This is a genomic window from Streptomyces sp. NPDC037242, from assembly GCF_055604165.1.
The window spans coordinates 195,349-214,049 of the sequence record NZ_JBVJUY010000012.1; the positions used below are offsets into that span (position 1 = coordinate 195,349).

General features: G+C 74.2%; 19 protein-coding genes and 7 tRNA genes. 11 read left to right on the top strand and 15 right to left on the bottom strand.

Annotated features, from left to right (window positions below; all coding sequences use genetic code 11):
• Nucleotides 1-36 precede the first annotated feature (36 nt).
• Nucleotides 37-1,254 carry a hypothetical protein gene (locus ACZ7GJ_RS17075; RefSeq protein WP_470752428.1) on the bottom strand — a complete coding sequence of 406 codons (1,218 nt, stop codon included), beginning with the start codon at nt 1,252-1,254 and terminating at the stop codon, nt 37-39.
• Nucleotides 1,254-1,844: a DUF4365 domain-containing protein gene (locus tag ACZ7GJ_RS17080; RefSeq protein ID WP_470752430.1), complete on the bottom strand. Its 591-nt coding sequence runs from the start codon at nt 1,842-1,844 to the stop codon at nt 1,254-1,256. The genes ACZ7GJ_RS17075 and ACZ7GJ_RS17080 overlap by 1 nt, the downstream gene beginning before the upstream one ends.
• A 220-nt stretch (nt 1,845-2,064) precedes the next feature.
• Between ACZ7GJ_RS17080 and ACZ7GJ_RS17085 the strand changes: the two genes are divergently transcribed.
• Nucleotides 2,065-2,790 (top strand): exonuclease domain-containing protein, encoded by a 726-nt coding sequence (locus tag ACZ7GJ_RS17085; RefSeq protein WP_470752431.1) that lies wholly within the window; start codon nt 2,065-2,067, stop codon nt 2,788-2,790.
• Between the two features lie 73 nt (nt 2,791-2,863).
• Here ACZ7GJ_RS17085 and ACZ7GJ_RS17090 read toward each other — a convergent pair.
• A tRNA-Val gene (locus ACZ7GJ_RS17090) sits at nt 2,864-2,935 on the bottom strand.
• A 38-nt stretch (nt 2,936-2,973) separates the two neighbouring features.
• Nucleotides 2,974-3,468, bottom strand: a complete 495-nt coding sequence (locus ACZ7GJ_RS17095) for an SRPBCC family protein (RefSeq protein ID WP_470752432.1) — start codon at nt 3,466-3,468, stop codon at nt 2,974-2,976.
• A 125-nt stretch (nt 3,469-3,593) separates the two neighbouring features.
• Here ACZ7GJ_RS17095 and ACZ7GJ_RS17100 point away from each other — a divergent pair, with 125 nt between their 5' ends.
• Nucleotides 3,594-5,930, top strand: coding sequence for an SCO7613 C-terminal domain-containing membrane protein (locus tag ACZ7GJ_RS17100; protein WP_470752433.1), 2,337 nt, complete (start codon nt 3,594-3,596; stop codon nt 5,928-5,930).
• Nucleotides 5,931-6,002: 72 nt separating this feature from the next.
• Here the strand turns inward: ACZ7GJ_RS17100 and ACZ7GJ_RS17105 are convergent.
• Both ACZ7GJ_RS17105 and ACZ7GJ_RS17110 read right to left on the bottom strand, forming a co-directional pair.
• Nucleotides 6,003-6,074, bottom strand: a tRNA-Val gene (locus ACZ7GJ_RS17105).
• Between the two features lie 54 nt (nt 6,075-6,128).
• Complete coding sequence (locus tag ACZ7GJ_RS17110) at nt 6,129-6,590, bottom strand: TIGR02611 family protein (protein WP_470752434.1); 462 nt, start codon at nt 6,588-6,590, stop codon at nt 6,129-6,131.
• Nucleotides 6,591-6,767: 177 nt separating this feature from the next.
• Between ACZ7GJ_RS17110 and ACZ7GJ_RS17115 the strand changes: the two genes are divergently transcribed.
• The gene (locus ACZ7GJ_RS17115) at nt 6,768-7,181 is read left to right on the top strand and encodes an SsgA family sporulation/cell division regulator (protein ID WP_030011909.1); all 414 of its coding nucleotides are present in this window, start codon (nt 6,768-6,770) and stop codon (nt 7,179-7,181) included.
• 216 nt (nt 7,182-7,397) lie between these two features.
• Nucleotides 7,398-8,009, top strand: coding sequence for a CGNR zinc finger domain-containing protein (locus ACZ7GJ_RS17120; protein ID WP_470752436.1), 612 nt, complete (start codon nt 7,398-7,400; stop codon nt 8,007-8,009).
• Between the two features lie 237 nt (nt 8,010-8,246).
• Here the strand turns inward: ACZ7GJ_RS17120 and ACZ7GJ_RS17125 are convergent, their stop codons facing one another.
• Nucleotides 8,247-8,711, bottom strand: coding sequence for a hypothetical protein (locus ACZ7GJ_RS17125; RefSeq protein WP_470752438.1), 465 nt, complete (start codon nt 8,709-8,711; stop codon nt 8,247-8,249).
• A 175-nt stretch (nt 8,712-8,886) separates the two neighbouring features.
• Here ACZ7GJ_RS17125 and ACZ7GJ_RS17130 point away from each other — a divergent pair, with 175 nt between their 5' ends.
• Entirely contained in the window at nt 8,887-9,384 is a 498-nt protein-coding gene (locus ACZ7GJ_RS17130) for a DsbA family protein (protein ID WP_470752440.1), read from the top strand.
• 10 nt (nt 9,385-9,394) lie between these two features.
• Here the strand turns inward: ACZ7GJ_RS17130 and ACZ7GJ_RS17135 are convergent, their stop codons facing one another.
• From ACZ7GJ_RS17135 to ACZ7GJ_RS17145, 3 genes are read right to left on the bottom strand one after another with little or no spacing between them, the layout of a single operon-like run.
• On the bottom strand, nt 9,395-10,219 hold the full coding sequence (locus tag ACZ7GJ_RS17135) for a GNAT family N-acetyltransferase (RefSeq protein WP_470752441.1): 825 nt from the start codon (nt 10,217-10,219) through the stop codon (nt 9,395-9,397).
• Nucleotides 10,220-10,262: 43 nt separating this feature from the next.
• Complete coding sequence (locus ACZ7GJ_RS17140) at nt 10,263-11,090, bottom strand: aminotransferase class IV (RefSeq protein WP_470752442.1); 828 nt, start codon at nt 11,088-11,090, stop codon at nt 10,263-10,265.
• Nucleotides 11,087-12,154 carry a chorismate-binding protein gene (locus tag ACZ7GJ_RS17145; protein ID WP_470752444.1) on the bottom strand — a complete coding sequence of 356 codons (1,068 nt, stop codon included), beginning with the start codon at nt 12,152-12,154 and terminating at the stop codon, nt 11,087-11,089. The genes ACZ7GJ_RS17140 and ACZ7GJ_RS17145 overlap by 4 nt, the downstream gene beginning before the upstream one ends.
• 180 nt (nt 12,155-12,334) lie before the next feature.
• On the opposite strand from ACZ7GJ_RS17145, the gene ACZ7GJ_RS17150 reads away from it, so the two are divergent.
• The 5 genes from ACZ7GJ_RS17150 (at nt 12,335) to ACZ7GJ_RS17170 (ending at nt 12,810) form a co-directional block, all read left to right on the top strand.
• A tRNA-Gly gene (locus ACZ7GJ_RS17150) sits at nt 12,335-12,407 on the top strand.
• A gap of 43 nt (nt 12,408-12,450) precedes the next feature.
• A tRNA-Cys gene (locus ACZ7GJ_RS17155) sits at nt 12,451-12,524 on the top strand.
• A 1-nt stretch (nt 12,525) separates the two neighbouring features.
• Nucleotides 12,526-12,597: transfer RNA gene (locus ACZ7GJ_RS17160), tRNA-Val, on the top strand.
• 19 nt (nt 12,598-12,616) lie between these two features.
• A tRNA-Val gene (locus ACZ7GJ_RS17165) sits at nt 12,617-12,688 on the top strand.
• A gap of 50 nt (nt 12,689-12,738) precedes the next feature.
• Nucleotides 12,739-12,810, top strand: a tRNA-Val gene (locus ACZ7GJ_RS17170).
• Between the two features lie 56 nt (nt 12,811-12,866).
• On the opposite strand, the gene ACZ7GJ_RS17175 is transcribed toward ACZ7GJ_RS17170, so the two are convergent.
• From ACZ7GJ_RS17175 to ACZ7GJ_RS17185, 3 genes are all read right to left on the bottom strand, one after another.
• Nucleotides 12,867-13,172 (bottom strand): TFIIB-type zinc ribbon-containing protein, encoded by a 306-nt coding sequence (locus ACZ7GJ_RS17175; RefSeq protein WP_365918181.1) that lies wholly within the window; start codon nt 13,170-13,172, stop codon nt 12,867-12,869.
• A gap of 65 nt (nt 13,173-13,237) precedes the next feature.
• Entirely contained in the window at nt 13,238-14,185 is a 948-nt protein-coding gene (locus tag ACZ7GJ_RS17180; protein ID WP_470752445.1) for a phosphotransferase family protein, read from the bottom strand.
• 209 nt (nt 14,186-14,394) lie between these two features.
• Nucleotides 14,395-14,580, bottom strand: a complete 186-nt coding sequence (locus ACZ7GJ_RS17185) for a hypothetical protein (RefSeq protein WP_365918179.1) — start codon at nt 14,578-14,580, stop codon at nt 14,395-14,397.
• 551 nt (nt 14,581-15,131) lie between these two features.
• Here ACZ7GJ_RS17185 and ACZ7GJ_RS17190 point away from each other — a divergent pair.
• Nucleotides 15,132-16,349 (top strand): serine/threonine-protein kinase, encoded by a 1,218-nt coding sequence (locus ACZ7GJ_RS17190; RefSeq protein ID WP_470752446.1) that lies wholly within the window; start codon nt 15,132-15,134, stop codon nt 16,347-16,349.
• Here ACZ7GJ_RS17190 and ACZ7GJ_RS17195 read toward each other — a convergent pair.
• Together ACZ7GJ_RS17195 and cobA are read right to left on the bottom strand one after the other, a co-directional pair.
• Entirely contained in the window at nt 16,346-17,215 is an 870-nt protein-coding gene (locus tag ACZ7GJ_RS17195; RefSeq protein WP_470752447.1) for a TrmH family RNA methyltransferase, read from the bottom strand. The genes ACZ7GJ_RS17190 and ACZ7GJ_RS17195 overlap by 4 nt on opposite strands.
• 69 nt (nt 17,216-17,284) lie before the next feature.
• Nucleotides 17,285-18,508, bottom strand: coding sequence for a uroporphyrinogen-III C-methyltransferase (cobA, locus tag ACZ7GJ_RS17200; protein WP_470752449.1), 1,224 nt, complete (start codon nt 18,506-18,508; stop codon nt 17,285-17,287).
• Between the last annotated feature and the right edge of the window lie 193 nt (nt 18,509-18,701).

Sequence of the window (18,701 nt, forward strand, 5' to 3'; positions counted from 1 at the left end):
GATGTCCGCGGCGTCGCGACGCCCGTCAGACACCCCCTAGTCGTCGGACGGCAGTACGTCCGCCGGATCGAAGGCGTCGTCCAGCGACTTCATCAGCCGGTCCCGCTCGACCTCGTCCAGCGGCACCGGGCTCACGCCGGTGGCGTCGGTGAGGCGGCGGAAACCGCCCCGCCGCTGGAGCCGGCCGCTGACCCGGATCGGCAGCCCCACCAGGTGCGCGTGCCCCGCCACCCGGTACGCCTCCTCGTCGAGCACCGCCCGGACGTACGGGATCTCCGCGCCGGCCAGCACCCGCAGCCGGACCGTGCCCCCGCCGCCCGGCGCGGACCGCCGCATCCGGACCACCGCCCCCGCCACGCGCACCGCCACCGCCGGCTCGGCCTTCGTGTACCGGGCGGCGGCCTCCCGCAGCACCGGCAGGTCCCCAGGAGAGAACTCCACCGGCTCGGGGCGGGCCGCGCAGCCCGCCGGGACCCCGGCCGCCGGGGCCCAGGCCAGGGCGACCCGGGCCCCCTCCGAGCCCCGGACCAGCGCGATCAGCGCGTCGGCCAGCTCCCGGCTGACCCCGGCCTCCACGGCCGCGTCGAAGGCCTCCATGCCGCCCGTGGCCCGCTGGTAGTCCACCGCCTCACGGGCGGCGTGCAGCGCGTGGTGCAGCCGGGTCACGGTCCCGCGCCCCCCGTCCACCGGCACGTACGCGCTCAGCCGCCGCCCGCCCGGAGCGGGCCCCACCAGGACCCCGTCCAGCGCCCGCTCGGCCTGCCCGCGGTGGCGCGCCCCGTAGTACCCGGCCCGGGCCCGGTCCGCGAGGGCCCCCGCCAGGAGCAGCTGCCGGGCGGCCGAGCGCAGCTGCTCCTGCACCGTCCAGTCGGCCTCGCCCTGGAGGCCGTACGCCCCTTCGGGTACCTGCCGCTCCCAGCGGACCTCGTCGCTCGGCACGCTCAGCCCGTACAGCACTTCCCGCGCGGACGGCAGCGCGCTGCGCGAGAGCGCGGTCAGGGCCTCCTCCAGCAGGTCGGCGCAGTCGGGGAAGGTACGGCTCTCGGGGACGAGCAGGCTGGTGCCGCCGCCGGCCGGCTGGGTGGCGGGCGGGGTCCAGCGCCCGTACCGCCCGGCGGCCCCGCCGCGCCGCAGCCATCCGTGCCGGCGCAGCAGTGCGCCCAGCACCGCCGGGTCGACCTGCGCGGGATCGGGCGTCCCCGAGCTGAACTCCGGGGACGACAGCGGCTCCAGGTGCGGTGAGTGCCAGTTCATCAAGGTGTCCCTCCCGACCCGACCCGGGTCATGATCTCGCACAGCGCCCGGTCGTCGAAGATCCGCGCGGTGGGTATCCGTACGGTGGTCCGGCGCCGGCCGGTCACGGGGTGCCCGGCGAGATTGGTCCAGTAGCAGCAGTGCCGCAGGTCGAGCCGGTCGTGCCCGGCGCCGATCCACTGTTCGCGCTCACGCGGTACGAGCATCACGACGAGGATCTTGTGGACGGCGACCGGCGTGCGGGCCAGCTTCACCAGGTGCTCGTTGTCGAGGGTGAAGCCGAAGGTGGCCCCGGCCGGTCTGGGCGGTACCTGGTAGGTCGCCTTCAGCTGCACCTTGATGGTCACCTCGTCGTCGACGAGGTGCTCGGGCGCACCGTGGCTGACGTGCCAGTCGATGCCGTTGTCCGGAAAGGGCTGGGACAGGGAGCAGCCGGCCGCGGCCGCGACGGCGTGCAGGTATCCCACCTGGAGGGTCTCCATACAGGCGGTGGTGGCGAGTGTGCCGCGCAGCGGTCCGGTCCGCGCGGCGGTCCGCGGATCGATCTGCAGCGCCGGCACCCCGCCCGGTTCGGGCTGCGTGAGCGCCATGGCCGGCTCCCCATGCCTTCCGGGCTCTGCCGTGGGTGGTGGGCGGGGTGATGACCGGTCATGTGTGCGGCCCCCCAGGGAAGTTGTCTCCGCACCCGGGTGCCCGCAAACGGCGTACGGGGCAAACAGCCCGGGTATCACGGATTCGGGCAGGGCGGCACGTTCCGAGGCGGCGGCGCCCGGGTGCACCCATCTGCCGACCGGGGACGAGGAGTTCGCCATGACACGCTGGTACGAGGGCCCGCTGGCCGCATTCGACACCGAGACGACCGGGGTGGACGTGGAGGAGGACCGGATCGTGTCCGCCGCGCTCATCGTGCAGGAGTGCGCGGGCGGCCGGGTCCGCGCCACGCGCTGGCTGGTCAATCCCGGCATCCCGGTGCCCCCGGGGGCAACCGAGGTGCACGGTCTGACCGATGAGCACCTCCAGCGCAACGGGCGTTGGCCCGCGCCGGTGGTGGAGGAGATAGCCCGTGCGCTCGGCGAGCAGCAGGTCGCCGGCCGGCCGGTGGTGGTGATGAACGCGCCGTTCGACCTGACCCTGCTGGACCGGGAGTTGCGCCGCCACCGGGCGTCGTCGCTGGCCCGGTACCTGGAGAACCGGCCGCTGACGGTGCTGGATCCGCGGGTGCTGGACAAGCATCTGGACCGGTACCGCAAGGGCCGCCGGACGCTGACGGACCTGTGCGCGCACTACGGGATAGAGCTGGAGGCCGCGCACGACGCGGCGGCGGACGCGCTGGCCTCGCTGGAGCTCGTACGGGCGGTGGGGCGGCGGTTCGCGGCGCGGCTGGAGCGGCTGACGCCGGGCGAACTGCACACGCTGCAGGCGGTGTGGCACGCGGCCCAGGCGCGCGGGCTCCAGGCCTGGTTCGCGCGGCAGGGCACGCCGGAGCCGGTGGATCCGCACTGGCCGCTGCGGCCGGGGCTGACGGCGGCCGCGTGAAACGGCGGGAACGGCACAAGGGGTGTGAAATGCGGAAGGCCGGTCCGTCAGCAGACGGACCGGCCTGTCCCGGTGGGCGATACTGGGATCGAACCAGTGACCCCTTCGGTGTGAACGAAGTGCTCTCCCGCTGAGCTAATCGCCCGGGAACGGACTGAACAATACAGAAGGCTCGGTGCTCGTTCAAACCGCCTGCGGCCCGGCCCCCAGACGGGCTGCGAGTCCGCGCCGCCCGGCCCGCATCATCAGGGCGTGGTTGAGCCTGAACACCGGCCGCCCCGGCAGCGCGAGCCACCGCATCAGGGGCCTGCGCACCTCGACCTCCTCCTCGTAGAGCGCGCGGGTGCGGCTCCCGCCGCGCGGTCGGACCGTCCAGCGGGCCCAGCCGTCGAGATCGCCGTGCAGGGCCACTTCCAGGACACCGCGGGTGGGGTCGCGGAGCAGTTCGGTGGCCGTCACGTGCAGGGTGAAGGGGAGGGCGGAGCGGATCAGGGCCCTGCCGCTGCCGCTGTCCCCGCCTGCCGGCCCGGCGGCGCCGACCGCGCGGACCTGCGGCCACCAGCAGGGGTAGTCCTCGGGGCGTTCCAGTACGGCGTAGACCCGGGCGGCCGGGGCGTCGAGGTCCCACACGCTGCGGAAGCGGTAGCGGGTCCAGCGGTCCCAGGGGGTCCGGTCCATGGCTCCAGTCTGCCGCGCGGGGCGGCCGCGCACCCCGGACTCCCGCCTTTCCGTGCGTACTCACTACGTGAGATGAGTACGCGCACCCATGTCCCGGAAGCGTGACGGGCACCACACTGCGAACCATGGAAACACCCCCGCCGCCCCTGCCGCCGGCCGAAGAGTTGGCCCTCATCGACCGCGAGCTGGCCCAACTCGACGCCCGCCGGATCTATTTGCTCGGCCGCCGGCAGTGGCTGCTGAGCGGGCCCGCTCCGCTCTGGGCTCCCCCGGGCGCGCCCGGGCCGGCCAAGGAGGCCTCGGCGCCCAGTGCGCAGAACGTGCTGCTGGCCCTGGGCGCCGTGCTGCTGGCCGTCGCCGCGCTGGCGTTCACCCTGGTCAGCTGGGGCTCCCTCGGCATCGCCGGGCGCTCGGCCGTGCTCGCCGCGGTGACGGGGGCTGCGCTGGGCGCGCCCGTGCTCCTGCTGCGCCGCACGCTGCGTTCGACCGCCGAGTCGGTGGCGGCCGTCGGGCTGCTGCTGACCGTGCTGGACGCCTACGCGCTGTACGTGGTCGCGATGCCCGGCGCCGATGCCACGGCGTACGCGGCGGGTGCGGCGGCCGTGCTCGCCGCGGTGTGGGCCGGGTACGGGCGGGCGCTGCCCGGGCTGCGGCTGCCGGTGCCGGCGGCGCTGCTGACGGCGCAGCTCCCGATCCCGCTGGCCGTGCTGGCCTCGACGGCGGGTCCGGTGTGGGTCGGCTGGGCGCTGCTGGCGACGGCCGCGCTGGATGCGGCTCTGGCCGCCGGGGGCCGGGCGTGGGCGCGCCTGGCGTGGGCGGCCGCGGCGGTGCTCGGTGCGGGGGCGGCGCTGACCGGGCTCTCGGAGTCGGTGATCGCGACCTCCGTCGGGCACGCTCTGGCCCCTTCGGTGCTGCTGGGCGCGGTGGCCGCGCTGGGGGTGGCGGTGGCCTGGCGGGTTCCGGGTGCCTGGGCGGCCGCGACGGCGGGCGGTCTGGCGGCGGTGGCCGCGCTGGGCGGCCTGGCGCGGCCCGCGCTGGACACGGGCTGGACGGTGGTGGCGCACCTGCTGGTGGCGCTGGTGGTGCTGGGGGCCGTACGGGCGTCCGCGCTCCCGGAGGCGGTGCGGCGCGGCCTGGCCCGGGCGGGTGCGGGGGCGGCCGCGCCGGCGGTGGTGTGGGCCCTGGCCTGGGTGGCGGCGGTGCTGGTGGCCCGGCTGCGGGTGCTGGAGCAGGTGTGGGCGGCGACGACCCCGTCCGCGGCCCCGTACCGGCTCGGGGCGGCGGCTTCGGTGGCGCTGCTGCTGACGGCCGCGGTGGCCTGGTGGCTGGTCCGGGTGCTGCCGCGGCGCCCGGAGCCGGGCGCCGCGGCGGTGGCCCTGGGCTGGGCGGGGCTGTTCCCGGCCCCGCTGCTGCTCGGGGCCCCGGCGGGCGCGGCGCTCACGGCGCAGCTCGCGGTGACGGTGGCGGCGGGGGCACTGGCACTGCGGTCCGGTGCGGCGGACCGGGTCCCCGGGATCGCGGCGGGGGTGTGCGCGCTGCTGGGGGCCGTGAGCGTGTCCGTGGCGGCCCTGGACGGCCGTGTGGCCACCTTCGCGGTCCTGGGGGCCCTGGGGGCCGCCTGCGCCGCCGGAGCGGCGTACGGGCGCGGCGCGGTGTGGGCCAGGTCCGGCGCCGCGGCGCTCGCCGTCACCTGCGCGGCGGGGCTGCTGGTGGCGCTGGGCGCGGTGCTCGGCGGGCCGGTGGCGTGGTGGGCCCCGCCGCTGCTCGCGGTCCCGGCCGCGGTGGCGGCGCTGGGGCCCCGGCTGGGCGCGGTACGGGTCCCGGCGGAGGCCTCGGCGGCCGCGGCCGGGGTCCTCGCCCTGGCCCTGGCGGCCGGGGACGCCCCGGTGCTGGCGCTGGTCCTGGCGCTGGCCGGGGTGGTCTGCGCGGGCGCGGCGGTGCGGCCGGAGCGCCGCTCGGCGGGCTGGGCGGCCGGGGCCCTGTTCCTCGCGGCGACCTGGGTGCGGCTGGCCGCTTCCGGGGTCGGGGTGCCGGAGGCGTACTCGCTGCCCGTCACCGCGGCGGCGCTCGCGGTGGGCTTCGTACGGCGCCGCAAGGATTCCGGGGCCTCGTCGTGGACGGCGTACGGCCCGGGTCTGGCGGCGACGGCGCTGCCGAGCCTGCTCGCGGTGTGGGGCGACCCGTACTGGCCGCGCCCGCTGCTGCTGGGGCTGGCCGCGCTGGCGGTGACCCTGGAGGGCGCCCGGCGCCGCCTGCAGGCCCCGCTGGTGCTGGGCGGTGCGACGCTGGCGGCGGTGGCCGTGCACGAGCTGACCCCGTACGTGGTCCAGGTGGTCGACGCCCTCCCCCGCTGGCTCCCGCCGGCGCTGGCGGGTCTGCTCCTGCTGGCGGTGGGGGCGACGTACGAGAAGCGGCTGCGCGACGCCCGCCGGATGCGGGACGCGCTGGGCCGGCTCGGCTGAGGAACGACAGGGGCCCGAGGAACGACAAAGGCCCGGAGACTCGATTTCGAGTCTCCGGGCCTTTGATCCGGGTGGGCGATACTGGGTTCGAACCAGTGACCCCTTCGGTGTGAACGAAGTGCTCTCCCACTGAGCTAATCGCCCGGACGCACCGCAAACATTACCCCATGTCAGCGGTGCTCCTTGACCACCTGCCGGTCACTGGTCCTTGAGGTTCCAGGGCAGCACGAGCCCGTACTTCCACAGGTAGAAGCCGATCAGCGCGCCCGCGATGACGAGGCCGACGCTGGTCAGGATGATGTTGCGGCGGCGGACCTTCGGGTCGAGCGCCTTCTGCGCCGCCTCGGTGACCTTGCGCTTGGTCCAGCGCAGCACGAGGTGGGCCCAGGCGAACTCGGTGGCCCAGATCGCCAGACCCGCGAAGATCGCGACCCAGCCCGGACCGGGCAGGACCAGCATGGCCACGCCGGCGCCGATGACGACGAGGCCGACGATGAAGACGCCGACCTGCCAGCTCAGGTGCAGGGTGCGGCGGGCCTGGATGAAGGCGGGCGCCTTCGATACGTGCGCAGCCTCCTGCTCCGGCTGCTCGCCGGCGGTCTGCGCAGTGGATTCCTCGGTCGCGGACTCGTTGGCCTCGCGGTCACTCCCCGTGTTCATGCTCCCGAATCTACCCGAGCCGGAAGCACACGTGAATGAGCGTTTGGATCCGCCGTCCGGGGGACCCAGAGGTCCGCAAAACGGTCAGAGGGGTTTACAACGGCACCGTAGGTGGCATGTCGATTTCGCCGACGTGCGAATCCCCGAGCGCACACTGAGCGAAAGGCCCTGGCGCTTATGAACACCACGGTCAGCTGCGAGCTGCACCTGCGCCTCGTTGTGTCGAGCGAGTCCTCACTGCCTGTACCCGCGGGCCTGCGGTATGACACGGCCGACCCCTACGCCGTGCACGCCACCTTCCACACCGGCGCCGAGGAGACGGTCGAGTGGGTATTCGCCCGCGACCTCCTCGCTGAGGGCCTCCACCGGCCCACCGGTACCGGCGACGTCCGCGTCTGGCCGTCCCGCAGCCACGGTCAGGGCGTCGTCTGCATCGCCCTGAGCTCACCGGAGGGAGAAGCACTGCTCGAAGCACCTGCCCGAGCACTCGAGTCGTTCCTCAAGCGGACGGACGCCGCGGTCCCACCCGGGACCGAACACCGGCACTTCGACCTCGACAAGGAGCTCTCACACATCCTGGCCGAAAGCTGAGCCAGGCCTACAGCCGCTCGACACCGTCCGACTCGGGGCGACGGTGCGAGACGGACAACCACATACGGCAGTGCCGGCGCTGTTCCCGCGGATGCCACCCGCGGGGACGGCGCCGGTGCGCTTTGCCGCGGGCCCGCCGGGGAGGGACCCGCTAGAGTCGGCCCCCAGCGGCGGCAGCAGGCAGTCGCCGCAGGCCCGGCCCCTGAGGGAGACCCCGTGCAGATCCCCCACGACACCCGTCGCGCGCTCGACGTCGTCGTCGCGCTGGTGAACACCGCGGCCGAGACGGACCAGCCCGACCAGCTGGCGGACGTGAGCGCGCTGCGCGGCTTCGTCCAGGAGTTCGCGATCAGCGACGTCGGCGACCTCGGCGCCCGCGATCTCGCCGGCGTACGGACGGTCCGCGGGAAGTTCGCCCAGGTGTTCGCCTCGCCCAATCCGCGCGCGGCGGCCGTACTGATCAACGAGCTGGTCGCCACGGCCGGCACCACGCCGCAGCTGACCGACCACGACGGCTACGACTGGCACGTGCACTACTTCGCACCCGGCGCCTCGGTGGGTGACCACCTGGCGGCCGACGGCGGCATGGCGCTGGCCTTCATCGTGGTCTCCGGGGAGCAGGAGCGGCTGCGCCGCTGCGAGGCCCCCGACTGCCGGCGCGCCTTCGTCGACCTGTCCCGCAACCGCTCGCGGCGCTACTGCGACAGCCGCACCTGCGGGAACCGGCTGCACGTGGCCGCGTACCGGGCCCGTCGCAAGGAGGCCGAGTCAGAGCACGAAGAGGTCGTGCACGGCGGCCAGCAGCAACAGGGTTCCGATCACCCCTAGGAAGATCATCAGGGGCGGCTGGGAAAGCGCGAAGAGGCAGCCTCTCGGCTCCTGCGCGACGGGGACGGGGGCCGGCACGGGAACGGTCGGCTCACCCTGGGATGTCTCGAGCATGTCGGGGCGATGATGGCGCAGCGCACCCCGGTTCGCCCTCCAACACGCCAAGATCCGAGCGGTACTTCGTCAGTTTCCGTGAGATTCGGAGGCCGTGCTTCTCTTCGGAGGCCGCGCTTCTCTTCAGATGCCGTGCTTCTTGAGAATCGCCTCGATGTCGGAGAAGTCCTCCGCCGGCGCTGCCGGGGCGTTCTGCTTGGCGGCGGGCTGCGGGCGGGAGCCGGCGCCCAGCGAGGGGGCCGAGGCGGTCGGGGCCACGGCCTCGCGGCCGGCGCCGCCCTTGGCGGCCCGCACCGGCTTGTCGGCCCCGTCGGCCTTCTCGGACCTGCCCAGGCCCCGGCGCTCGATGGCGCGGGTGGTCATGAAGAGCAGCCAGGCCAGCGCGAGCACCCCGAAGCCGACCCAGACGGTCGGCTTGAAGACGATGCCGGACAGCCACTTCACGACCCCGGTCATCACCAGGCCGACGGGGACCAGTGCGTACGCCGTGATCCGGGTGGCGGCGAGGAAGCGCTTGCGGTAGGCGGTCAGCGCGGCGATGCCCAGGCCCGCCGCGGACACCGCGGAGCAGATGGTCTCGGCAAGCATGCGGTCCTCCGGCTGTTCGGGATCGGGCGGTCTGTCCCCTCCATCCTGCACCGGTCGGCGCCGCAGCGGCCATGCCCCGGGCGGTCCCGGCGCCGATCTCCGGGAGATCTCGGGGTCCGCCCTCATCCCCAGGTCCCGGTCGGTGCGGGGGCGCGGGGGCTGGGAGACTGTCCGTATGACCGATTCCGTGATCCTCGACGTCTGGTGCGAACTCCAGTGCCCGGACTGCCACAGCGCCCTGGACGACGTACGGGCCCTGCGCGCCCGCTACGGCGACCGGCTGGACATCCGGCTGCGCCACTTCCCGCTGGAGAAGCACAAGCACGCCTTCGCCGCGGCGCAGGCCGCCGAGGAGGCCCTGGAGCAGGGGCAGGCGTGGCCGTACGTGGAGGCCGTGCTCGCCCGTACCGCGGAGCTCGGCGAGCGCGGCGAGCCGGTCCTGCTGGACGTGGCACGCGAACTGGGCCTGGACGCGGAGGAGTTCGACACCGCGCTGATCGACGGCCGGCACATCCTGATCGTGGACGCCGACCAGGCCGAGGGCAAGGCGATCGGCGTCACCGGCACCCCGACCTACGTGATCGACGGCCAGCGGCTGGACGGCGGCAAGAGCCAGGAGGGCCTGCGCGCCCGGATCGAGGAGATCGCGGACCGGCTGCTGGCCGCCGGCTAGGACTGCGGCACTAGATCAGATCCTTGGCCTGGTTGAAGTTGGTCGGCCGGTAGCCGAGGGATTCGTAGAGCCGCAGCGCCGGGGTGTTGTCGGCGAAGACCTGGAGCCCGAGGGTCCGGTGGCCCTCGGCCAGGGCGGTGCGCTCCGCGAGGAGCATCAGGTCGCGCCCGTACCCGCGGCCGCGGTGCCCCTCGGCGACGAGGACGTCGAAGACGTACGAGCCCCCGTCGAGCGGCGCCACCCACAGGTGGCCGACGCTCTCGCCGGCCGCCTCCAGCACGGCGAGGGTGACCCCGGGAGTGGCCAGCCCCCGCGGCAACTGGGTGGCGTGGTCGGCGGCGGACTTCGCCTGCGCGGCCTCCCGCGACATGCCGCGGGCGACCCAGCCGGCGGCGTACGCCTCGCGCGCCCGGGCGATCCATGCCTCGTACTCGGCGGGGCTCATCGGGCGGCCGGTGACCCCGGCGGAGAGCGCGGGCGGCCCGGCCGGGAGCTCCTTGGCCATGTTGCGGCTGTACTCGGCGTACCCCAGGGCGGCGGCCAGGCGCAGGCCACCGGGCGAGTCGGCCGGTACCGAGATGCGGATCCGGCGGCAGCCCCAGCCGCGCAGCACCTCCTCGGCGGCGAGCGCGGCGACCGTGGCGCGCCCGCGCCCACGGTCGGGTTCCTCGACGGCCAGATCGCGGATCTCGCCGACCGTGGGCCCGAAGGGGGTGTCGGCGGCCAGCAGCAGGGCGCCGACGCGCCTGCTGTTGACGCGGATCTCGTACGGGCGCGAGCGTGCCCCGTCGGCGTTCTGCTGGAGCGGCCCGGCCGGCCGCAGGGTGGTGGTCATCAGTCGAGTTCTACCCGCCCCGCGGCCGTTTCGACAGGGTGTGTCAGGCCCGGGGGTCGTGGTCGGCGGCGGAGCGGGCCTCGAAGATCCGCATCGCCTCGGCCGTGACCGGTCCGGGGGCGGCGGCGAGCTCGCGGCCGTCGAGCCGGTGGACGGCCTGCACATCGCGCAGCGAGGAGGTCAGGAAGATCTCCTCGGCCTGTTCCAGCGCCTCGAAGGGCAGGTCGGTCTCCTTGGCCCCGGTCCACTCGGCGACGAGGGTGCGGGTGATGCCGTCGAGGCAGCCGGAGGCGACGGGCGGGGTGTGCAGCTCCCCGTCGAGGACGACGAACACGTTGGAGCCGGTGCCCTCGCAGAGCCGTCCGACGGTGTTGGCGAACAGCGCCTCGGAGGCACCCGCGCGGTGTGCGGCGGCCAGGGCGACGACGTTCTCGGCGTACGAGGTGGTCTTCAGGCCCGTCACGCCGGAGCGCTCGTTGCGGACCCAGGGGACGGTGACGACGGCGGTGGTGTCCGGGCGGCGGACGGCGCCGGCGAGGGCGACGATCAGCGTCGGGCCGGCGTCGCCGCGGTCGGAGCCGAGCGGCGAGACTCCGCCGGTGTAGGTCACCCGCAGCCGGCCGAGCGGTATCGGGTTGGCCTCCAGGACGGCCGCGCAGGCGCGGCGCACCTCGTCCAGGTCGGGGTCCGGCAGGCCGAGCCCGCGGGCCGAGCGCGTCAGCCGCGCCAGGTGGCGGGTGAGCGCGAAGGCCGTGCCGTCTTCGGCCTTGAGCGTCTCGAAGACCCCGTCCCCCACGGTCAGCCCGTGGTCGAACACGGACACCTTCGCATCGTCGGCGTCCCGCAGTGCTCCGTCGAGCCAGATCCTCACCGTACGACCCTCCCGTTTCCCTCATGGGCCTCTGCCGCGCCAGACGCTACCCGCAGCAGCCGGGCTGCCTTCAACTCGGTCTCCGCCCACTCGCGGTCCGGGTCGGAGCCCCAGGTGATCCCGGCGCCGGTGCCGAAGAGCAGCCGGGGGCCGCCGGGGGCCGTCCGGTCGATCCAGAAGGTGCGGATGCCGACGGCGAGCTCTGCGGTGCCCCGGTCGGCGTCCACCCAGCCGATGCCGCCGCAGTACGGGCCGCGCGGGACGGTCTCCAGGGCCTCGATGATCCGCAGCGCGGAGCTCTTGGGGGCACCGGTGACGGAGCCGGGCGGGAAGGTGGCGGAGAACAGCTCGGGCCAGCCGACGCCGTCGGCCAGCTCCCCGCTGACGGTGGAGACGAGGTGGACCAGGCCCGGGTGCTCCTCGACGGCGCACAGTTCGGGGACGGTGACGGAGCCGGTGGCGCAGACCCGGCCGAGGTCGTTGCGCACCAGGTCCACGATCATCACGTTCTCGGCGTGGTCCTTGGGCAGGAGGTCGGCCACGGTGCGGCCGGTGCCCTTGATGGGGCCGGACTCGACGTGGCCGCCGGAGCGGCGCAGGTACAGCTCCGGGGAGGCGGAGGCGACCTCGACGCCGTGGGCCGGAAGCCGAATCGTTCCTGCATACGGGGCCGGGTTGCCCCGCGCCAGCAGCGCGCTGAGGGCGTCGACATCGGCTCCGGCGGGATCCGGCAGCGGCGCGGACATCACGCGGCAGAGGTTGGCCTGGTAGACCTCGCCGGCCGCGATGTGCTCGCGGATGCGGCGTACGCCGGCGACGTACGCGGCCCGGTCGAGGGAGGAGGTCCACTGGTCGGCGTCGGGGCCGTGCCAGGCACCGGGGACGGGCGCGGGCACCGGGTCGGGGCGTATGTCCCCGAAGCGCGCGCAGACCATCCGGCCTTCGAAGTCGGCGGTCACCGCCCAGAAGCCGGAGGAGTCCAGCGCCGCCGGGTCGCTTGTGACGTCTCGGAGGTCGGTCGCGAGAAGGCCGCCGAAGCGGGCCAGAGGAAGCAGGTCGTGCACGGCTGCGAGTCTATGACCGGTGACGCGATGGCGCCGGGGAGGTGACGGTCGGGTGACCGGCGGTGATCGAGCGGCAGCACGCTGCGGAAACGCGTTTTTGAGCTGGCCCGGGAATCCGCTAGAGTTCAACACGTCGCCAGGGAGCGAAGGGGAAAAACCCCGGAGCGAACACGGTGACCTGCGGACGTAGCTCAGTTGGTAGAGCACCACCTTGCCAAGGTGGATGTCGCGAGTTCGAGTCTCGTCGTCCGCTCTGAGGTGGGGGATCTTCCCGAGAACCCCTGCTCTTGCTCCATGGTGGAGTGGCCGAGAGGCGAGGCAACGGCCTGCAAAGCCGTCTACACGGGTTCAAATCCCGTCTCCACCTCCAAGGACGATTAGCTCAGCGGGAGAGCGCTTCCCTGACACGGAAGAGGTCACTGGTTCAATCCCAGTATCGTCCACTGATCCGCAAGGATCCCCGCGCGATTAGCTCAGCGGGAGAGCGCTTCCCTGACACGGAAGAGGTCACTGGTTCAATCCCAGTATCGCGCACGCAGTACCTTGCATTACCTGCTTCACCTGCGGTTTCGCACCGTGGTCCCGCGCGATTAGCTCAGCGGGAGAGCGCTTCCCTGACACGGAAGAGGTCACTGGTTCAATCCCAGTATCGCGCACTGCTCGACAAGCCCCGGCCGTCTCGACGGCCGGGGCTTTCGCGTTCCTCCCGGCGTCAGGAGGAGAAGAGCATCCGCCCGAAGCCGCCCTTGTGGTGACCGTGGCCGTGGTGGCCGTGGCCGCCGTGGTGCGGGGCGCCCCAGGCCGGGGCGGGGGCCGCGTGCTGGACCGGGTACGGGGCCGGCGGCGCGGCGGGCGGCGGGACCTGGCCGTACTGGGCGGTGTACTGGGACTCGAGGCGGGTCAGCGCTTCGAGCTCGCCGTAGTCCAGGAAGATGCCGCGGCAGCCGCTGCACTGCTCGATCTGGACACCGTTGCGGTTGTAGGTGTGCATCATCGCGTGACACTTCGGACACTGCATGACCGGGTCAACTCCTCGCCGTTTGCCTCGACACCGGACCCGTGCCCGGTGGCGTGAGGCTCACCCTACGACGGAGGCTCGGGCTCCAAGTCGGGCGGGAGGGCGGCTATTCGGACACAGGAATCCACCATCAGCCGCTCCACGTCGTCGAGTCGGCGACCCTCTTGTACGGATTTGGCCAGAGCCAGGGCCGCGGTCTGTACGGTGAGTGCGCGGGCGGCGAGGTCGAGTTCCGGCCAGGGGTCCGAGCCGGGCGGACCCGCCGCGGGGCCGTCGGCGGCGCGGTAGGCGTCGAGGAAGCGCAGCCAGGTCGCGGGGGCGAGCACCCCGGCGGCGTACCAGGCCGCGGGCCGGGCGAGGTCCCAGGCGGGGCTGCCGAGGCCGAGGTCGTCGATGTCGATGAGCCGCCAGGGCCCGCCCTCGGCGGGGGCCCTGACCAGTTGCCCGAGGTGCAGGTCCCCGTGGCAGAGCGCGCCGCCGCCCGGGGCGGGAGCCGCACCCCGGGCCCAGGCGGGCAGGGTCCGGGCGGCGGCCCGTACGGCGCCGGCGGGGCCGGCCGGCGCGTGGGGTGCCGCGGCCAGGCGGTTGAGGGCTCGGGCCACCTTGGCCGGGCCGCGCATGGGCGGGACGGGACCCGGCAGGTGGTGCGGCAGGACCCGGTGCAGGGCCGCCAGGAGTTCCGCGGCCGCCTCCCAGGGAGCGTCCTCGGGGCGGTCCGGGTCGACCGGAGCACCGTAGGGCCACAGGGAGACGGGCCGCCCCCGCAGCCGCCCGGCCTCGGCCCGCAGCGGAGCCAGCAACACCCCGGCCAGCGCCGGGTGCGCGGCGATCCGCATGCGCACGGACAGCCCGTCGGGGTCGCTGTCCCCCGCGTGCGCCTTGGCCACGACCTCCCCGCACCGCACGACGGTCCCGTCGTCCCGCTCGGCGAGGACGCGGTACTGCGCCGCGCCGCGCCCGGCGCCCGCGTACGCGGCGAGCGCGGCGGGCAGCGACGTGCCCTGGATCGCCATGCTCCGTGCCCCCGTTCCTTCGGTCGGGAGCAGGCTACGCGTGGGGTCCGACGGGCCGGAGGGGAAGGTCGAAAAGGGTGCTGCCCGTCCGGCTCCCCAGCCGTACGGGCAGCACCCTTCACTGCCGTCCGTCGTCGCGCCCCCGTCCCCACGGGGTGCGACGAGATGATGTCCCGGTCCGGGCCGCTCTCCCGGACCCGGGGCGCCGCTCAGCGCCCCAGCATCACGCCTACGGACGACGCCTGCGCCGCCACCTGATCGAAGCCTCCGAAGACGAAGAGCAGGAGGGCGGCCAGGGGGAGCACCATGGCCGCGGCCACCAGTGGATGGCGTCGGCCGGACTCATGGCTGTTGAACGCGAAAGCCTTGCGTCCCTGCCGTGCGATGTCCGCCATGGTCCTCTCCCTGTCGTTTGGCAGCGGCGGGTTTGTGACCTCGGGGGACGAGTGCTCCACCCGCCGCTTGTCTTCAACACTAGGCGCGGGCAAGGGCCCGGTCCTCATGCCCTCGTACCCATTGGCGGGCCTCCAAGAGGATGAGGAGGCGGCCCGCGCGTACTCCCCTGGGTGGAGACGGCTCCCCCGTTCTGGGGGTCTTCCCGGAGGGGATGACCGGAGGGTAGTGACTTCCCTCACTTCCGTCACTCCCTGCACACGCGTGTCCGGCCGCGGAGTCTGCCCGGGAATCACCCGGTCCGCTCCGCGCGGGCGGTGCGCCCCCGCAGCGCTCCCTGCCGCCCCACCGGCCAATCCCCTTGGGTCCAGGGCCGTTTGGCCGTACGGACAACTCCCGTACGGACATGCGGTCGCGCGCCTGAGCATCCCTCAAGTGGACTGCGGCGCACTGACAATCGAATACCGCGGAGAGGGCGCGGCCTCTGAGCGGACATGACGGAACGTCCGTAAGCTGTGCCACGTCAACAGGACGACCGGTCAGCGGGGTGGACATGGCGATGATGCGGCTCCGGCGCGAGGACCCGCGTGTCGTCGGCTCGTTCAGACTGCACCGACGGCTCGGCGCCGGCGGCATGGGCGTGGTCTACCTGGGCTCGGACCGGCGCGGCCAGCGCGTCGCTCTCAAGGTCATCCGGCCGGATCTGGCCGAGGACCAGGAGTTCCGCTCGCGCTTCGCCCGCGAGGTGTCCGCCGCCCGGAGGATCCGCGGCGGCTGCACGGCCCGCCTGGTGGCCGCGGACCTGGAGGCCGAGCGGCCCTGGTTCGCCACGCAGTACGTGCCCGGCCCCTCCCTGCACGACAAGGTGGCCGAGGAGGGCTCGCTCACGGCCGCGCAGATCGCCGCGATCGGCGCCGCGCTGTCCGAGGGGCTGGTCGCCGTGCACGAGGCGGGAGTCGTCCACCGGGACCTCAAGCCTTCGAACATCCTGCTGTCGCCCAAGGGCCCGCGCATCATCGACTTCGGGATCGCCTGGGCCACCGGCGCGAGCACCCTCACCCACGTCGGTACCGCCGTCGGCTCCCCCGGCTTCCTCGCGCCCGAGCAGGTGCGCGGGGCCGCGGTCACGCCCGCCACGGACGTCTTCGCGCTCGGCGCCACGCTCGCGTACGCCGCGACCGCGGACTCCCCCTTCGGGCACGGCAGTTCCGAGGTCATGCTGTACCGCGTGGTGCACGAGGAGCCGCACCTGCAAGGGGTGCCGGACGCGCTCGCGCCGCTCGTACGGGCCTGCCTGGCCAAGGACCCCGAGGAGCGGCCCAGCACGCTCCAGCTGTCGATGCGGCTCAAGGAGATCGCGGCCCGTGAGGCGCACGGGATGTCGGACGGCCGCCCGCCGGCGCAGCGGGCCCGGACCGAGCGGCCGTCGGGGCGGCTCGCCGAGCGCGCGGACAGCCACACGGAACTGCACACGGAGCGCAGCACCGGCGGTACGCCCCTCCCCCGGCCCCAGGGTCAGGGCCAGGGCTCGCAGAGCGGACCGCACTCGCGGCCGTCGTCCTCCCGGAACCCGGGCGGCCAGGGCGGTGGCGGTAACCCGTCCTCCCGCCCGACCCCGGGGCGTACGGGCGGCCGCCCGGGCCCCCGCACGACGGGAGCCGGCCGGCGCCCCTCGCGTCCGGACCCGAAGCTGATGCGCCAGCGGCTGATCGTGTTCGTCGTGGTGACGCTGATCGTCGCGCTGGGCATCGCGGCGGCTCAGAAGATCTAGGCCTCCGGCAACGCCGGGGGGCGGGTGGCGTAGAAGGCCACCGCCGAGGCCGCGGCCACGTTGAGGGAGTCGATGCCCTCGGCCATGGGGATGCGGACCCACTCGTCGGCGGCGCGCAGGGCGTAGGTGGAGAGGCCGTGGCCCTCGGAGCCGAGCATGATCGCGGACCGGGCGAAGCGCTCGGGCGGGACCTGGTCCAGCGAGGTGGCCTTCTCGCTCGGCGTCATGGCGAGGATCCGGTAGCCGGCCTCCCGGACCTTCTCCAGGTCGGCGGGCCACTTGTCGAGGCGCGCGTACGGGACGGAGAAGACGGACCCCATCGAGACCTTGATGGCCCGTCGGTACAGCGGGTCCGCGCAGTCCGGGGACAGCAGTATCGCGCTGATGCCGAGCGCGGCGGCGCTGCGGAACGCGGCGCCCAGGTTGGCGTGGTCGACGAAGCCCTCGAAGATCGCGATCCTCCCCCAGCTACCGCTGGGAGGTGCCCCCGGGCCCGCCGGTCCGCCCGGCGCATCGCCCGTCAGCAGCTCGTCGGCCGTGGGCAGCGGCTTGCGCTGCATGGAGGCCAGGGCCCCGCGGTGCACGTGGTAGCCGGTGACGCGTTCGGCGAGCTCGGGGCTGACGGCGTAGACCGGTGCCGGGAGCTCGTCGATGACGTCGCGCATGACGTCGACCCACTTGGCCGAGAGCAGCATCGAGCGCATCTCGTACCCGGCGTCCTTGGCCCGTCTGATCACCTTCTCGCCCTCGGCGATGAACAGGCCTTCGGCGGGCTCGCGCCGACGCCGGAGTTCGACGTCGGTCAGACCCGTGTAGTCGCGCAGGCGCGGGTCGTCGGGGTCTTCGACGGTGATGAGATCAGCCACAGGTTGATACTGCCTTGTCCTGGGTGCGGTGCCAACGGCTCGGCACGGTTGTGCGGTTGTCCTGTTGTGCTACGCCGACGGCGGCGCGTTGACCGTCACGACGTCGCCGATGACGATGACGGCCGGGGGGCGCACTCCCTCGGCGCGCACGGTCTCGCCGACCGTGGCAAGGGTGGCGTCCACGCGTCGCTGGGTGGCGGTGGTGCCCTCCTGGATGACGGCGACCGCGGTGTCCGCGGGACGGCCGCCGCGGACCAGCGCCTCGGCGATCAGGCCGATCTTGTCGACGCCCATGAGGACGACGAGCGTGCCGGTCAGCTTGGCCAGGGAGGCCCAGTCCACCAGCGAGCGCGGGTCGTCGGGGCCGACGTGGCCGCTGACCACGGTGAACTCGTGGGCGACGCCCCGGTGGGTGACCGGGATGCCGACCGCACCCGGCACCGAGATGGAGCTGGAGATGCCGGGCACGACGGTGCACTGGATGCCGGCCTCGGCGAGGGCCTGGAGCTCCTCCATGCCGCGGCCGAAGACGTACGGGTCCCCGCCCTTGAGCCGGACCACGGCCTTGCCGGCCTTGGCGTGCTCGATCAGGGCGTTGTTGATGGCCTCCTGGGCCATGAACCGGCCGTACGGGATCTTCGCGGCGTCGATGACCTCGACGTGCGGCGGGAGCTCGTCGAGGAGGTCGCGGGGACCGAGCCGGTCGGCGATGACCACATCGGCCTCGGCGAGCAGCCGCCGGCCGCGGACGGTGATCAGGTCGGGGTCGCCCGGGCCGCCGCCGACGAGGGAGACACCGGGGGTGCTCTTGTGCCGGTGGGCGGGGGCGGTGAGGGCGCCGTCGCGCAGGCCCTCCACGACGGCGTCGCGGACGGCGGCGGAGCGGCGCGGGTCGTTGCCCGTCAGCACGGCGACGGTGACGCCCTCCACGCGGCCGGTGGCCGGGGTCCAGGCGGTGGCCGCCTCGGCGTCGTCGGCCCGGACGCACCACACGCGCAGGCGCTCGGCCTCGGCGGAGGCGGCGTCGTTCGCGGCGCGGTCCCGGGTGGCGACGAGGGCGTACCAGGCCCCTTCGAGGTCGCCGTCCTGGTAGCGGCGGCGCTCCCAGCGGATCTCGCCGGTCTCGGCCATCGCGTCCACGGAGGGGGTGGCGGACGGCGAGACCAGGAGGACGTCGGCGCCGGCCGCGATGAGGGACGGCAGCCGCCGCTGGGCGACCTGCCCGCCGCCGATGACGACGACGCGGCGGCCGGCAAGTCGGAGACCGACGGGGTACGCGGGGTGTTCGGCCATGGCGGTGCGGCTCCTGATGCGGCGGTCGTGCTGTCTTGCCGCTGCGGCGCTGGAGCGGCGGGGTGCGGTGTGCGGTTCTGACGTGCGGTTTCTCGTGTGGGTCCACGATACGGCCCGGCCGGGGCGGTGGCGCGGGGCGGGCCCTGCGGGTGGCATCCCCCACCCCGCCCCTTCCCGAAACCGGGCTCTGCCC

Coding starts and splice junctions, on each gene's coding strand:
- ACZ7GJ_RS17175 (WP_365918181.1), bottom strand. CDS start 13,172: ATGCAGTGTCCGAAGTGTCACGCGATGATGCACACCTACAACCGCAAC.
- cobA (WP_470752449.1), bottom strand. CDS start 18,508: ATGGCCGAACACCCCGCGTACCCCGTCGGTCTCCGACTTGCCGGCCGC.
- ACZ7GJ_RS17135 (WP_470752441.1), bottom strand. CDS start 10,219: ATGACCACCACCCTGCGGCCGGCCGGGCCGCTCCAGCAGAACGCCGAC.
- ACZ7GJ_RS17125 (WP_470752438.1), bottom strand. CDS start 8,711: ATGCTTGCCGAGACCATCTGCTCCGCGGTGTCCGCGGCGGGCCTGGGC.
- ACZ7GJ_RS17115 (WP_030011909.1), top strand. CDS start 6,768: ATGAACACCACGGTCAGCTGCGAGCTGCACCTGCGCCTCGTTGTGTCG.
- ACZ7GJ_RS17180 (WP_470752445.1), bottom strand. CDS start 14,185: ATGGCGATCCAGGGCACGTCGCTGCCCGCCGCGCTCGCCGCGTACGCG.
- ACZ7GJ_RS17075 (WP_470752428.1), bottom strand. CDS start 1,254: ATGAACTGGCACTCACCGCACCTGGAGCCGCTGTCGTCCCCGGAGTTC.
- ACZ7GJ_RS17110 (WP_470752434.1), bottom strand. CDS start 6,590: ATGAACACGGGGAGTGACCGCGAGGCCAACGAGTCCGCGACCGAGGAA.
- ACZ7GJ_RS17095 (WP_470752432.1), bottom strand. CDS start 3,468: ATGGACCGGACCCCCTGGGACCGCTGGACCCGCTACCGCTTCCGCAGC.
- ACZ7GJ_RS17100 (WP_470752433.1), top strand. CDS start 3,594: ATGGAAACACCCCCGCCGCCCCTGCCGCCGGCCGAAGAGTTGGCCCTC.
- ACZ7GJ_RS17130 (WP_470752440.1), top strand. CDS start 8,887: ATGACCGATTCCGTGATCCTCGACGTCTGGTGCGAACTCCAGTGCCCG.
- ACZ7GJ_RS17190 (WP_470752446.1), top strand. CDS start 15,132: ATGGCGATGATGCGGCTCCGGCGCGAGGACCCGCGTGTCGTCGGCTCG.
- ACZ7GJ_RS17185 (WP_365918179.1), bottom strand. CDS start 14,580: ATGGCGGACATCGCACGGCAGGGACGCAAGGCTTTCGCGTTCAACAGC.
- ACZ7GJ_RS17085 (WP_470752431.1), top strand. CDS start 2,065: ATGACACGCTGGTACGAGGGCCCGCTGGCCGCATTCGACACCGAGACG.
- ACZ7GJ_RS17080 (WP_470752430.1), bottom strand. CDS start 1,844: ATGGCGCTCACGCAGCCCGAACCGGGCGGGGTGCCGGCGCTGCAGATC.